This is a genomic window from Zeaxanthinibacter enoshimensis (genome assembly GCF_004362865.1).
Lineage (GTDB): Bacteria > Bacteroidota > Bacteroidia > Flavobacteriales > Flavobacteriaceae > Zeaxanthinibacter > Zeaxanthinibacter enoshimensis.
The window spans coordinates 576158-589365 of the sequence record NZ_SNYI01000003.1 but is presented as its reverse complement, the minus strand read 5'-3'; the positions used below and the strand labels follow the sequence as shown (position 1 = coordinate 589365).

The window sequence follows — 13208 nt, the reverse complement described above, 5'->3', positions numbered from 1 at the left end:
ACTTCCCGACATTAAACCGTATTTTTGTCTCGTACCATGAACACAGAACAGAAAGAATTTGCCCTTGAAGCCGCACAATTAGCGGTAGGGTACCCGGCAAAACAGGGTGCCAGGATCGTAGCGGACAAGATTTCCTTCGGGCTGCAGGCCGGAGATTTTGCAGCTATCGTGGGGGTAAACGGGATCGGGAAATCTACCCTGCTCAGAACGCTGGGGCAGGTCCAATCCCCGCTGTCCGGACAAGTAAGCCTTATCGGCCGGAACCTCGATTCTTTTAAGAACCGCGAACTGGCAGAAACCGTCAGCCTTGTACTTACGGAACCCCTGGCCACCAAAAACCTGGCGGTCTGGGAATTGGTGCAATTAGGCAGGCAACCCTATACCAACTGGATCGGCAAACTGGAAGCTGCAGATAAGGAAAAGATCGCCGAGGCACTGGCCATGGTCGGCCTGCAGAATTCGCACTCCAAGAAATGCTATGAACTCAGTGATGGGCAGATGCAGAAAGTACTGATCGCCAGGGCCCTCGCACAGGACACCCCGCTGATGCTGCTCGATGAACCCACCACCCACCTGGACCTCTACCACAAGGTGCAGATCCTTAAATTACTGCAGCGCATCTCGCACGAAATGAAGAAGACCATCCTCTTTACCACCCACGAGATCGGCCTGGCTATACAGTTGTGCGACCGGATGCTGATCCTCGATAACCAGGAGAACCCCTTTGGGGCTCCCTGCGAACTGATCGAACAGAAACGCTTTGAGTCCCTGTTCCCGGGAGATATCATCTCTTTTGATTCACAAACCGGGAATTTTAAGATCGTATCCTAGCGAAATGGCCCGCAATTTTAGCGGCAAACTCCTATCTTTACCCATACCAAACAACCCGCTGATGGACCCGACTACAATTTATATCCTTATCGCCTTTATCACCCTGCTCCTGGGCTTTTTCCTGGGGAACTATATCCGTGCCCTGAAAGTAAAAAGCAGCCAGAGTGCCCTGGTAGAGCGCGAACAGCAATTGAGGTATGCCCTGGGAGAGGCTGAAAAACGAGCAGAACAACAACTGAACGAGATCAGGGAACTCCGTTTGCAGAAAGAACAACTGAGCATACAAAATACCAGGTACGAATCAGACCTGGTCAACCTGGAACGCAAAAACCAGGAACAACAGCAGGAAGTTGCCAAGCTGCAGGAGAAATTTACCAAAGAATTTGAGAACCTGGCCAATAAAATCCTGGACGAAAAGAGTTCCAAGTTCACAGAACAGAACAAGGAGAACATTAAAAATATCCTGAGCCCTCTGCAGGAAAAGATCCTGCATTTTGAAAAGAAGGTAGAGGACAGCCAGAAGGAGAATATCAGCATTCATTCAGCACTTAAAGAACAACTGCTCAACCTGCAGAGCCAGAACCTGAAGATCACCCAGGAGGCCGAGAACCTGACCAAGGCCCTCAAAGGAGACAGCAAAATGCAGGGGAACTGGGGAGAGCTGGTACTGGAACGGGTCCTCGAAAAATCCGGCCTGGAAAAAGACCGGGAATACACCGTGCAACAAAGTTTCCAGAACGAAGATGGCAGGCGTGTACTGCCCGATGTGATTATCCACCTGCCCGATGGTAAGAAGATGGTAGTGGATTCCAAAGTGTCCCTGACCGACTACGAGCGTTTTGTCAATGCCGAAGAAGATGAGGACAGGGAGCGTTTCCTCAAGGCTCACATCAATTCCCTCACAAGGCATGTGGACCAGCTTTCCGCCAAGAAATACGAGGACCTCTACGAGATGGAGAGCCCGGATTTCGTGTTGCTGTTTGTTCCTATAGAAACTGCTTTTTCTATTGCCATCAACCGTGACACCTCGATCTACAATAAGGCATTCGAGAGGAATATCGTGATCGTAACCCCTTCTACCCTGTTGGCTACTTTAAGGACCATAGACAGTATGTGGAGCAATGAAAAACAACGCCGGAATGCCATCGAGATCGCCCGGCAGGCCGGAGCACTCTACGACAAGTTTGAAGGCTTTGTCACAGACCTGACCAAGGTGGGCAAAAAAATGGAAGATGCCCGTACGGAGTATCGTGGTGCAATGAACAAACTGGTGGAAGGTCGTGGGAATATCGTTACGACCATCGAAAAGCTGAAAAGAATGGGCGCGAAAGCCAAAAAGTCCCTTCCTGAAAACCTGTTAAAACGAGCCGGGGAGCAGGAAGAGGATGAAGAACAACAAGAGGTCCGTAAACTCAATTTATGAAAAAAGCCCTGGGAATTTTCCTCATAGTGGTATTTGCCCTGATGGCAGCCATATACGCCTTCGTTTATTTTGTACCCTACAGTGAAGGTGTACGCTCCGGGGAACTGATCAAGATCAGTCGCAAAGGAGTGATCGCCAAGACCTGGGAAGGGCAGATCAGCCAGGGGATCTCCGGGGCGCAGATCTTCAGTTTCTCCGTACTGGACAAGGACCAGGAAGTGATCGAAAAATTAAAGGAATACCAGGGAGAATATGTAAAGCTGCAATATACAGAGCGCTATGCCACGTTTTTCTGGCTTGGCGACACCAAATACTTTATCACCGCGGTAGAGCCCGACAGTTCACCCCATTTCAGAAGATAATAATGAAAGATTTTAAGACCGTTAAAGAGACCAGGGTCTCCCTTACAGAACTGATGCTCCCCTCCCATTCCAATTTCGGGGGCAAGGTGCACGGGGGGTATATTCTGAACCTGATGGACCAGATCGCTTTTGCCTGTGCATCCAAACATTCCCAGAGCTATTGCGTTACGGCTTCAGTAAACCGGGTAAATTTCCTGAACCCAATAGAAGTTGGAGAACTGGTTACCCTTAAAGCTTCGATCAACTATACCGGGAAGACTTCGATGGTAGTCGGAGTCCGGGTAGAGTCAGAAAATATCACTACCGGCAAAAAGAAGCATTGCAACTCCTCGTATTTCACCATGGTGGCCAAAGACGCGGATGGAAACAACATCAAAGTGCCGGGGCTGCTGATCGAGGATGCAGACAGTGTGCGCCGTTTTGCCCGGAGTAAATACTACAAGGAACAGGCCCATGACCGGGGCAATAAATTTGAACGCAAAGGATTTGATATCTCAGAATACCTGCCGCTTATCGAGGGTGAGAATGTCAGTGTCAATCTTCGTTGACCCCTTTGGCTGCTGCCTTATCCAGGAACCAGAATAATTCCCCGTCTACAGGTTGTACCCTGTTGGCGGGATACGCTTTGTAATTACCTTTTTTCTCCAGGATCTCTTCTACTTTTTCTGCTTTGTTTGCCCCTGTGACCAGGAAGGCTACGATCGCGGCATTGTTGATGATCTTTCCGCTCAGGCTGACACGGTTCTGCCCGGTTTCCGGGTGATCGGCCACCACGCATGGCTCTTCTGCATCCCAGAGTTCCATCTGGTGAGGGAATACAGAAGCGGTATGCCCGTCATCCCCCATGCCCAGCATCAGCAGGTCAAATCTTGGCAGCTGGTTAGCCTGTGGTAATTTTTCCTCAAGGAAACGGCTGTACCTCCAGGCCTCCTGGCTGGGAATATCTTCCCCCCGGATGCGGTGAACATTCTCTGCCGGGATATTGATCCCGGACAACAGGTGCTCCTTGGTCATCCTGTAATTACTTTGCTCATCGATGGGAGGCACACAGCGTTCGTCGCCCCAGTAAAGGTGTACCCCGGACCAGTCTATATCTTTGTATTTATCCGTTGCCAGCAGGTCAAAGACCCCCTGTGGTGTGCTCCCTCCGGAAAGGGCGATATGATACATTTTCTTCTGGCTGAGTTCCTCCTGCAGAAAATCGCAGAAAGCGGCCGCAACATCGGCCTTTGATTCGTATATCTTTACTTCCATAAAATCTATTTTATCACGCAGAAACCGGGGTCATCCGCAAGGTGTTCTCCCGGGTTCCGCCACATGTATAATCCGTCTATCAGTTCATCTGCATTCTTGGGGCCCCATACTCCTGCTGAATAGCCGTATGTGACCACGTCCTCGCCATTCTGCCAGTAGTCCAGGATAGGATCCACGAACTCCCAGGCTGCCTCTACTTCATCCGCCCGGGCGTACAGCGTAGCATCGCCCTGCATGGCGTCCAGCAAGAGACGTTCATAAGCCGTCATCAGGTTGGTATCGCTGAGGCTGGAATAGTAAAAGTCCAGGTTAGTGCGCTCTACCTTGAACCCCTGCCCGGGAACTTTGACCCCGAACTTGATAAGGATACCTTCATCAGGCTGAATTCTTATGATCAGCTGGTTATCCTTATTTGTGATCCCGGCAGAATCAGTAAATATCTGGTGGTGGGTCGATTTAAAATGGATGACGATCTCCGTTACCTTGGTCGGCATACGTTTTGCCGTCCGTACGTAAAAAGGAACATCTTTCCATCGCCAGTTATCGACGAAGAACTTAATGGCCGCATAAGTCTCGGTGGTAGAATCTGGATCTACTCCCTCCTCTTCACGGTAACCTTTCACTTTCTCTCCATTGATCTCGGCCGCCAGGTACTGCCCTCGGATGGTATGATCGTGGATTGTTTTGTGGTCCTTCATGATCCGCAGGGATTTGAGCGCTTTCACCTTCTCGTTGCGGATCTCCTCTGCCTCGTCCCCGATCGGGGGTTCCATGGCTACCAGGGAAACGATCTGCAGCAGGTGGTTCTGGAACATATCACGCAGGGCCCCTGATTTATCGTAATACCCGCCGCGTTTCTCTACGCCTACGCTTTCCGCGTTCGTAATCTCAATATGGTGGATATAGTTCCGGTTCCATAAAGGTTCAAAGATACTGTTCGCAAAACGGGTCACGAGCAGGTTCTGTACCGTTTCTTTCCCCAGGTAATGATCTATACGATAGATCTGGTTTTCTTTGAAATACTGGTGTAGTGCATTATTAAGTTCCCGGGCAGATTTCAGGTCGTAACCAAAAGGTTTTTCCACAATAAAGCGTTTCCACCCGTTTGATTCCTCCGTCAGGCCTTGTTTATGGAGGTTCTTGGCTACCGTCTCATAAATATTGGGTGGTGTGGAAAGGTAATAGATGTAATTATTCTCTGTGCCGTACTTGGTATTCAGATCCGAGATGCGGTGCGCCAGGTTGGTATAATCGGTGTCATAGGATTTACCGAGGTCCTCGTAAAAGATCTTGTCTGCAAATTTATCCACATACTCCTTCTCTTCCTTCCCCAGATCCTCTTCCAGGTAACTGCTTTCGGTTACCACCTTCTTACGGAAGGAAACATCCGTAAGATCACTCCTGCTCACCCCCAGCACCACGAATTTTTCAGGGAGGTGATCGTCCTTGTACAGGTTGAACAGGGCCGGGATCAGTTTCCTGGCAGTCAGGTCTCCCGATGCCCCGAAGATGATTAACATTTGATTGGAAGTTTTATTCATGCAGTGCTCTTTTTTTATTGACTGTAAACCGGTGCTCCCGAAATAGGAAAGTAGGCCGAAAGGAACAGATAAATTGGTTACTTTTGATATTCGCCAGACTAAGATAAAGTTATTTTAGTTTCTTTAGGGATTGTTCCCGGGCAAAGCGGCAAAAATGTATTGAAACAAGAACATTATGAAGGAAAACACGTATGATTTTGGATTGATTGGACTGGGTGTGATGGGCAGGAACTTTATCCTGAATGTTGCAGACAACGGATTTACTGCCTTTGGGTACGACCTGGACGCTGGCCAGGTACAGGCCCTGCAGGAAGAAGGCGGGGACAGGTCTAAGGTAGATGCTACTACAGACCTGCCTACTTTTGTAAAGTCGCTCAGTACTCCAAGAAAGATCATGCTGCTGGTTCCTGCCGGGAAGATCGTGGATGCCGTTATCGATAACCTTCTTCCCCACCTGGACAAAGGCGATATCATCATTGACGGTGGAAATTCCTTTTTTACCGATACAGACAGGCGCGAGGCCTACCTGAGCGAGAAAGGCATTAATTTCTTTGGCGCCGGGGTTTCAGGGGGTGCTAAGGGAGCCCGACGCGGGCCGAGCATTATGCCTGGGGGTTCTAAACAGGGATACAGCGAAGTAAAACCTATTTTCGAGGCCGTTGCCGCCAAATTTGAAGGAGAACCCTGCGTAGCTTACCTGGGGCCCAAATCGGCCGGAAACTACGTGAAAATGGTACACAACGGGATAGAATACGGCCTGATGCAGCTCACCTCGGAAATTTATGACCTGCTTAAGAAATCGGGGGGACTGAGCAACGAGCAACTTCACCAGACCTTTTCCGAATGGAACCGGGGAAGGCTGCAGTCTTTTCTCGTGGAGATCACGGCCCAGATCTTTGATCAGAAAGATGATTTAGGAGAAGGATCGCTGGTTGATAAGATCCTGGATAAGGCAAAACAGAAGGGAACAGGAAAATGGACTTCCCAGAATGCCATGGACCTGGGTATCCCCATCCCGACTATCGATATAGCCGTGAGCATGCGTGAGATCTCTGCCCTGAAAGACGATCGCGTTGCTGCCGATCAGGTCTATGACCGCCCGGAGATCCAGCCTATGACCGAAGGCGCCCTGGAAGAACTGGCCGAAAATGCACTTTATTTTGCTTTTATTATAACCTACGCCCAGGGAATGCACCAATTAGCAGAGGCTTCCAAAGAATACGGGTACGAATTAGACATGACCACCATTGCTAAGATATGGCGGGCCGGATGTATCATCAGGGCAGGCCTGCTCGAAGATATTGCCAGCGCTTACTCCCAGGATAAGAAGCTGGTAAACCTGTTGATGTCTCCCGAGTTCACAGGGAAGGTTCAATCTACCGTAAACGCTGCCAGGACCCTGGTAAGTTACGGCGCGTTGAATGGTATCCCGTTGCCGGGACTATCCAATGCCCTGACGTATTTTGATGCATTTACCTCCTCCAGGTTGCCGCTCAACCTCATCCAGGCACAGCGCGATCACTTCGGTTCCCACACTTACGAACGTACGGACCGGGAAGGTATATTCCATACAAACTGGGAAGTCTGAATCAAAAATTAAAGACCCGGCTCAGGTTAAATCCGAAGTAGATATCCCCTGAACCCCAGTCCCCGACTGCATTACCGAGGAACCCGCTCTCAAAAGTGGGCTGGGCGTTGGTAAAATGCAGCTGGAATACGTGGCCGCCCGTCTCTATGTCGACCCCGATGGAAAGCGGGTTCACGAAGGGCGAACCATCGGCCCGGTTAAGGTGCCAGCCATAGTCTACGTTAACGCTCCATCGTTTCCCTAACTTATACCGCCCCCCTAGCCCCAGGGCGTATTGCGAATTTTCCTGTGGCGCATAAGCGGTGTATCCCTCGTGGAAATACGTAGGCATTAATTCCAGCGAAAGCTTATCATTGAATTTCCTGGAGATCAGCAACTGTTGTGTAAACGACAGGCGGTCCGAGAAATCGACCGGTCGGAGGATCAGGGCCTCTTCCAGCAGCGTATTAACGGCTAGCTGGCTGTAACCTACAAGGGTGACCGGACTTTCGCCAGCTCTTTGGTTCAGCAGGCGGTACTTTAACGAAGTATCATAGGTCTTGTTAAATGAACTCCTCGCTATTGAAATATTGAGCCCGTCACTGATCCCATACAGGAAATGAAGGCGGGTATTTGCAAAATCGAGCCCGAAAAAATCGTCGAACCCATTCTTTATACTACCAAACCGGTGCGCTACGATGAAATAGAATTCACGTTTGCTGAGCATCTTGGTCGACTCAAAGTTGACGATCTTTAAACCCTTAAATGCCGCCTCGGCCACCATATCATTGTCCTTCTTGTCTATTTCAGCGAGCAGATCATCCTGCGACCATAAAAACACAGGGAAGAATAACATTAAAAACCAGGCATATCTTTTCATCGTATATAAGCTTTTACAGTGATCCTATTTACTATTAAACATACGAAATATTTTAGTCGGCCAGGTATGCAGGGTAACCGCCAACTGGAAACCTTCCTTTAAGGATCCTGAACAAGCAACCTTTCCTGTTAGCGCCCATCTTGTTATAGACCTCATACTTTTCACTATCTTTAATAGTGAACTGCGGAAGCTACACTCTAAGAAGTGTTTTAATACGCCTAACCCATCTAAATGTTCCGATCATGATACGATATCTGACCAGGCCCGCCATTCTTTTCCTTGGGGCAATCACTATAGGCTGTTCCAGCAGCGATAACTCCGATGGGGTGATACCCCCGGACGACCCGGATAATGAAAGCGTCACTTACACCGCAAATATCCGACCTATAATCCAGTCAAATTGTACAAGTTGCCACGGCAACCCGCCAACCCAAAATGCTCCTATGTCTCTCACTACCTTGCAACAGGTGAGAAGTGCAGTGCAAAGCAGGAACCTGTTGGGCAGGATCAACAGTACAACCAACCCTATGCCTCCGGACGGGCGATTACCGGTTTCAGCCAGGAATGCCATACAGGCATGGGTAGATGCAGGATTCCCGGAATGACGAGGCAACTCACCATAATCTGGTATCTCCTGGCTGTACTTTGTGTACAAGCCCAGGCTACCTACACCACGCGTACAGGGGAGATTCGCTTTAATGCATCAACCCCCCTGGAGGACATCAATGCAATAAATTCCGAGGTCAATGGCATTTTCAAAAAGGATAATGGTGATATTGGAGCAGTGTTACTGATCCGGGATTTCCGGTTCCGGAAAAAACTGATGGAAGAACATTTTAATGAGAATTACATCGAATCCGGGAAATTTCCAAAAGCCACTTTCAGGGGAACATTAGCAGGCTTCCGTAATGATAGTATACTGCGGGAAGAGTACCCTTTAAATGGTGTACTGACGATCCGGGAGATCGAAAGGGAGATCAGTACCGTGGCCGCTATACGGCAGCGAGGCGAGAACCTCGTCCTGGAAACTGAATTTATAGCCAGGCCCGAAGATTTTGATATCAGGGTCCCCCGGTTATTGTTTAAAAAGATTGCACAGGAAGTGAAGGTGTCAGTCAGCATGGAGCTGCAGCCTTCAGAAAAATAATACCCCTTGCTCACTGGGAACAAGGGGTTGTATATTTTAAGAGTATTGCTCTTATTTACTCAGGTACATCTTCCTCCTGGTATAGAGATTATAGAATTCGTCGTCCTTCAGGTTATCGATGAACAGGATACTTTCCCCTGTACTCTTCATTTCAGGCCCCAGGTTCTTGTTCACATTAGGGAACTTGTTAAAGGAGAATACAGGCTGCTTGATCGCGAACCCTTCCAGTTGTGGATTAAATTTAAAATCCTTTACCTTCTTATCACCCAGCATCACCTTGGTCGCATAGTTTACATATGGCTCCCCGTAGGCTTTGGCAATGAACGGTACTGTTCTCGAAGCCCTTGGATTGGCTTCAATGATAAACACCTTGTCATCTTTGATGGCAAACTGGATATTAATAAGTCCAACGGTTTTAAGTGCCAGGGCTATCTTACGGGTATGGTCCTTGATCTGTTGCATCACGAACTCTCCAAGGTTAAAAGGTGGGAGGGTCGCATTAGAATCCCCGGAGTGGATCCCACAAGGCTCTATGTGTTCCATGATACCGATAATGTAAACATCCTCCCCGTCACAGATAGCATCTGCTTCGGCCTCGATAGCTCCATCCAGATAATGATCCAGTAATAGCTTGTTGTTCGGGATCTTGCGCAGTAGGTCAACTACGTGTTCTTCCAGTTCTTCCTTATTGATAACGATCTTCATTCCCTGTCCTCCCAGTACATAAGACGGGCGAACCAATAATGGGAATTTCAGTTTATCGGCCAGCTCAAGAGCTTCATCCGCATTTTCGGCTACACCAAATTCCGGGTAAGGAATATCATTTTCCTGTAATAACCTGGAGAAACTTCCACGGTCTTCGGCCAGGTCCAGCGAATCAAAACTGGTACCGATGATCTTGATCCCGTATTTATCCAGTTTTTCTGCCAGTTTAAGAGCAGTTTGCCCTCCCAGCTGTACAATAACACCCTCCGGTTTCTCGTGCAGGATAATATCGTAGATATGTTCCCAGAACACCGGCTCAAAATAAAGCTTGTCTGCCGTATCAAAATCGGTGGACACAGTTTCCGGGTTACAGTTGATCATAATGGTCTCGTAACCGCATTCGGCCGCTGCAAGTACCCCGTGAACACAGCAGTAATCAAATTCGATCCCCTGCCCTATCCTGTTTGGCCCGGAGCCCAGGACGACGATCTTCTTCCTGTCGGAAACATCGCTGTCATTTGCTACATAACGCTTCCCGTCTGCAGTTTCTATCTCTTCTTCGAAAGTCGAGTAGTAATAGGGAGTTACCGCTTTAAATTCGGCCGCACAGGTATCAACAAGTTTGTACACCCGCTTTATGTCCTGCGACATCCTTTTTTTATGTACCTCGCTCTCGTAACAGTCGAGCATATGGGCGATCTGCCGATCGGCAAAACCTTTTTGTTTAGCTTCCAGTAGTAGCTCTCTTGGCAGGCTTTCTACCGTGTACTTGGTTATCTCTTTCTCCAGGCAATGGAGTTCTTCATACTGCTTCAGGAACCACATATCTATCTTGGTGATATCGTGGATACGGCTCAGCGGGATGCCCAGCTGTATTGCGTCGTAGATCACGAATACCCTGTCCCAGCTGGGAACGGTGAGTTTCTGGATGATGGTCTCGTAATCGGTATATCCTTTACCATCAGCCCCAAGGCCATTTCTTTTGATCTCCAGGGACTGGGTCGCTTTATGGAGTGCTTCCTGGAATGAGCGTCCGATTCCCATCACCTCGCCCACCGACTTCATCTGTAAGCCCAGGGTCCTGTCAGAGCCTTCAAACTTATCGAAATTCCAGCGTGGGATTTTCACGATCACGTAATCCACAGATGGTTCAAAGAGCGCAGAGGTCGACTTGGTGATTTGGTTATCCAGTTCATTCAGGTGGTAGCCCACGGCCAGTTTCGTAGCCACTTTTGCAATAGGATACCCGGTCGCCTTGGAAGCCAGTGCGGAAGACCTGGAAACCCGCGGGTTGATCTCGATTGCGATGATATCCTCTTCATCATCAGGACTTACGGCAAACTGAACATTACATCCCCCGGCAAAATCACCGATACTCCGCATCATTTTGATCGCCATATCCCGCATCCGCTGGAAAGTACGATCCGAAAGTGTCATGGCCGGTGCCACAGTGATAGAATCCCCTGTGTGGATCCCCATAGGATCCATATTCTCAATAGTACAGATGATCACTACGTTGTCATTGGCATCGCGCAGTAATTCGAGCTCGTATTCCTTCCACCCGATAAGGGCTTTGTCGATCATCACCTCGTGGATGGGTGATACTTCCAGTCCGATACTGAGCAGTTCGTCAAAATCTTCCTGCCGGTGCACTATAGAAGCCCCTGCACCACCCAGGGTGTAGGAAGCCCTGATCACCAGGGGAAACCCGAATTCCTGGGCGATCTCTTTACCTTTCAGGAAAGAGGTAGCCGAAGCCTGTGGCGGTACCCCGATCCCGATCTTCTCCATCAGTTCACGGAACTTCTCACGATCCTCGGTAATATTGATGGCGTCGATATCCACACCGATGATCTCGGTATCAAAATCTTCCCAGATTCCTTTTTCTGCGGCTTCAATACAGAGGTTCAAGGCTGTCTGCCCTCCCATGGTAGGGAGCACAGCATCGATATTAGGGTGCTTTTTCAGCACCTTTATAATAGACTTGGTTGTCAGGGGCAACAGGTAGACATGATCTGCCATGGAAGGGTCTGTCATGATGGTCGCCGGGTTACTGTTGATCAGGATGGTTTCGATACCATCTTCTCTCAGGGAACGAAGCGCCTGGGATCCGGAGTAATCAAATTCGCAGGCCTGGCCGATGATAATTGGGCCGGAACCTATAATCAATACACTTTTTAATTCTTTTCTTTTTGGCATAGTACGGGATTATTCTGGGGGTAACTACAAAACAAAAAAAAAGGTGCTACTTTTAAAAAGTAACACCTCTTTATTTATGAATATTTATTCATTATTTCTTGTGTCTCGGCTCAGAGGATACAGAAAGCTTCTTTCTTCCTTTGGCTCTTCTACTAGCCAGCACCTTTCTTCCATTAACGGTTGCCATGCGTTCTCTAAAACCATGTTTATTCCTTCTCTTCCTTTTTGAGGGCTGATATGTTCTTTTCATTCTGGAAAAATTTTGATGCTGCTGTTATGTCGAGGAGACTTCACGCTCCTCAAAATCTGGGCGCAAATATACGAAGACTTTTCGCTTTGCCAAATGGAATTAGAAAATATTTCCGATAGTTTTTATTACTTTTGCGGCTGCATTCCTGCAGTACCCGGAACCCATGATCAGATCAGTCTCCATATGCCTTCTTTTATGCCTTGCCAGCCTGGGATTTGGTCAGACAACCCTGCGGTATTCCCTGGAGAAAGGCGATGAGTTTATCATCCGGCAGGAAGCCCGGCAGCAGATCGTGCAGGAAATGCCACAGGGGCCACACGTAGTCACCAATACCATGGAGAGCGTGATGAAATTCACAGTGACCGGCATGCAGCAGGATCACTACCAGATCACCGTTACTTTCAAGGAGCTCAATATTGCCTTATCTTCTAACCTGCAAGGCAGCCTTTTAGAGGTCAATGCAGGCAATCCCGCAGAAGACGACCAGGATTCAAAGGTATTTCATTCCCTGCTGGAATCCCCCATAAAAATACTGATGTCACGCAACGGGAACGTGCTGGAAGTCAGTGGCGGGGATGCCCTAACTCAAAAAATGGTCGATGCATCCGGCCTGGAAGACGAATATTCGAGGATGCTGATGCAGGCCTCCCTGGAGCGGGATTTCGGCTCCCAGGCGCTGGCCAATAGCTTTAAACAACTGACTTACTTTTATCCCGATCATGAGGTTAAGGTCGGTGATCACTGGTCTAACCAGTACCAGGGAAAATTGTCGGCCAGGAATGACTGGACCCTGGAAGAACTACAGCCTTCAAAGGCCACAATCCTGGGTAAAGCCCGGATAAAAATAAAAATTGACCAACCGGACAGCCCCATTGAACTGGAGGGGCTACAGCATACCAGGCTGGTTACCCTGCGCGAATCGGGCTTTGTACGTTCCATGAACGTGGAAAGCAATTCCAAAGGCTACTCCTCCCCCATGGCCCTGGGCGAGGTTGCCGTACCTACATCTATAAAATCAACAATAACCTATACATTAATACAAGACTAAC

13 protein-coding genes are annotated in these 13208 nt (G+C 48.7%); 8 read left to right on the top strand and 5 right to left on the bottom strand.

From position 1 onward, the window contains the following. Nucleotides 1-24 precede the first annotated feature (24 nt). From CLV82_RS14305 to CLV82_RS14290, 4 genes are all read left to right on the top strand, one after another. Entirely contained in the window at nucleotides 25-831 is an 807-nt protein-coding gene (locus CLV82_RS14305; protein WP_317128296.1) for an ABC transporter ATP-binding protein, read from the top strand. Between the two features lie 61 nt (nucleotides 832-892). Continuing rightward, nucleotides 893-2254 carry a DNA recombination protein RmuC gene (rmuC, locus tag CLV82_RS14300; protein WP_133645024.1) on the top strand — a complete coding sequence of 454 codons (1362 nt, stop codon included), beginning with the start codon at nucleotides 893-895 and terminating at the stop codon, nucleotides 2252-2254. After that, on the top strand, nucleotides 2251-2616 hold the full coding sequence (locus CLV82_RS14295; protein WP_133645023.1) for a 6-phosphogluconate dehydrogenase: 366 nt from the start codon (nucleotides 2251-2253) through the stop codon (nucleotides 2614-2616). Before rmuC ends, CLV82_RS14295 begins: the two co-directional genes overlap by 4 nt. Before the next feature lie 2 nt (nucleotides 2617-2618). Further along, the gene (locus CLV82_RS14290; RefSeq protein WP_208107997.1) at nucleotides 2619-3164 is read left to right on the top strand and encodes an acyl-CoA thioesterase; all 546 of its coding nucleotides are present in this window, start codon (nucleotides 2619-2621) and stop codon (nucleotides 3162-3164) included. Here the strand turns inward: CLV82_RS14290 and pgl are convergent. Both pgl and zwf read right to left on the bottom strand, forming a co-directional pair. Then, a complete protein-coding gene (gene pgl / locus CLV82_RS14285; protein ID WP_133645021.1) occupies nucleotides 3151-3870 on the bottom strand; it encodes a 6-phosphogluconolactonase in 720 nt (239 codons plus the stop codon). The genes CLV82_RS14290 and pgl overlap by 14 nt on opposite strands. Before the next feature lie 5 nt (nucleotides 3871-3875). Then, a complete protein-coding gene (zwf, locus tag CLV82_RS14280; RefSeq protein ID WP_133645020.1) occupies nucleotides 3876-5411 on the bottom strand; it encodes a glucose-6-phosphate dehydrogenase in 1536 nt (511 codons plus the stop codon). Nucleotides 5412-5586: 175 nt separating this feature from the next. Here zwf and gndA point away from each other — a divergent pair, with 175 nt between their 5' ends. Continuing rightward, nucleotides 5587-6999 carry an NADP-dependent phosphogluconate dehydrogenase gene (gene gndA / locus CLV82_RS14275; protein WP_133645019.1) on the top strand — a complete coding sequence of 471 codons (1413 nt, stop codon included), beginning with the start codon at nucleotides 5587-5589 and terminating at the stop codon, nucleotides 6997-6999. Nucleotide 7000: 1 nt separating this feature from the next. On the opposite strand, the gene CLV82_RS14270 is transcribed toward gndA, so the two are convergent. Beyond that, nucleotides 7001-7858: a DUF5777 family beta-barrel protein gene (locus CLV82_RS14270; RefSeq protein WP_133645018.1), complete on the bottom strand. Its 858-nt coding sequence runs from the start codon at nucleotides 7856-7858 to the stop codon at nucleotides 7001-7003. Nucleotides 7859-8100: 242 nt separating this feature from the next. On the opposite strand from CLV82_RS14270, the gene CLV82_RS14265 reads away from it, so the two are divergent. Then, complete coding sequence (locus tag CLV82_RS14265) at nucleotides 8101-8463, top strand: hypothetical protein (RefSeq protein ID WP_133645017.1); 363 nt, start codon at nucleotides 8101-8103, stop codon at nucleotides 8461-8463. Continuing rightward, nucleotides 8436-9005, top strand: a complete 570-nt coding sequence (locus CLV82_RS14260; RefSeq protein WP_133645016.1) for a YceI family protein — start codon at nucleotides 8436-8438, stop codon at nucleotides 9003-9005. Before CLV82_RS14265 ends, CLV82_RS14260 begins: the two co-directional genes overlap by 28 nt. A gap of 51 nt (nucleotides 9006-9056) precedes the next feature. Here the strand turns inward: CLV82_RS14260 and carB are convergent, their stop codons facing one another. Continuing rightward, entirely contained in the window at nucleotides 9057-11909 is a 2853-nt protein-coding gene (gene carB / locus CLV82_RS14255) for a carbamoyl-phosphate synthase large subunit (protein ID WP_133645015.1), read from the bottom strand. Between the two features lie 91 nt (nucleotides 11910-12000). Further along, the gene (gene rpmH, locus CLV82_RS14250) at nucleotides 12001-12159 is read right to left on the bottom strand and encodes a 50S ribosomal protein L34 (RefSeq protein WP_133645014.1); all 159 of its coding nucleotides are present in this window, start codon (nucleotides 12157-12159) and stop codon (nucleotides 12001-12003) included. 163 nt (nucleotides 12160-12322) lie between these two features. Between rpmH and CLV82_RS14245 the strand changes: the two genes are divergently transcribed. Continuing rightward, the gene (locus tag CLV82_RS14245; protein WP_133645013.1) at nucleotides 12323-13207 is read left to right on the top strand and encodes a DUF6263 family protein; all 885 of its coding nucleotides are present in this window, start codon (nucleotides 12323-12325) and stop codon (nucleotides 13205-13207) included. Nucleotide 13208: the final 1 nt, after the last annotated feature.

What these genes read in the sequence shown, in the direction of transcription:
- rmuC (WP_133645024.1), top strand. Translation starts at nt 893, where the DNA reads ATGGACCCGACTACAATTTATATCCTTATCGCCTTTATCACCCTGCTC.
- CLV82_RS14295 (WP_133645023.1), top strand. Translation starts at nt 2,251, where the DNA reads ATGAAAAAAGCCCTGGGAATTTTCCTCATAGTGGTATTTGCCCTGATG.
- CLV82_RS14290 (WP_208107997.1), top strand. Translation starts at nt 2,619, where the DNA reads ATGAAAGATTTTAAGACCGTTAAAGAGACCAGGGTCTCCCTTACAGAA.
- pgl (WP_133645021.1), bottom strand. Translation starts at nt 3,870, where the DNA reads ATGGAAGTAAAGATATACGAATCAAAGGCCGATGTTGCGGCCGCTTTC.
- zwf (WP_133645020.1), bottom strand. Translation starts at nt 5,411, where the DNA reads ATGAATAAAACTTCCAATCAAATGTTAATCATCTTCGGGGCATCGGGA.
- gndA (WP_133645019.1), top strand. Translation starts at nt 5,587, where the DNA reads ATGAAGGAAAACACGTATGATTTTGGATTGATTGGACTGGGTGTGATG.
- CLV82_RS14270 (WP_133645018.1), bottom strand. Translation starts at nt 7,858, where the DNA reads ATGAAAAGATATGCCTGGTTTTTAATGTTATTCTTCCCTGTGTTTTTA.
- CLV82_RS14265 (WP_133645017.1), top strand. Translation starts at nt 8,101, where the DNA reads ATGATACGATATCTGACCAGGCCCGCCATTCTTTTCCTTGGGGCAATC.
- CLV82_RS14260 (WP_133645016.1), top strand. Translation starts at nt 8,436, where the DNA reads ATGGGTAGATGCAGGATTCCCGGAATGACGAGGCAACTCACCATAATC.
- carB (WP_133645015.1), bottom strand. Translation starts at nt 11,909, where the DNA reads ATGCCAAAAAGAAAAGAATTAAAAAGTGTATTGATTATAGGTTCCGGC.
- rpmH (WP_133645014.1), bottom strand. Translation starts at nt 12,159, where the DNA reads ATGAAAAGAACATATCAGCCCTCAAAAAGGAAGAGAAGGAATAAACAT.
- CLV82_RS14245 (WP_133645013.1), top strand. Translation starts at nt 12,323, where the DNA reads ATGATCAGATCAGTCTCCATATGCCTTCTTTTATGCCTTGCCAGCCTG.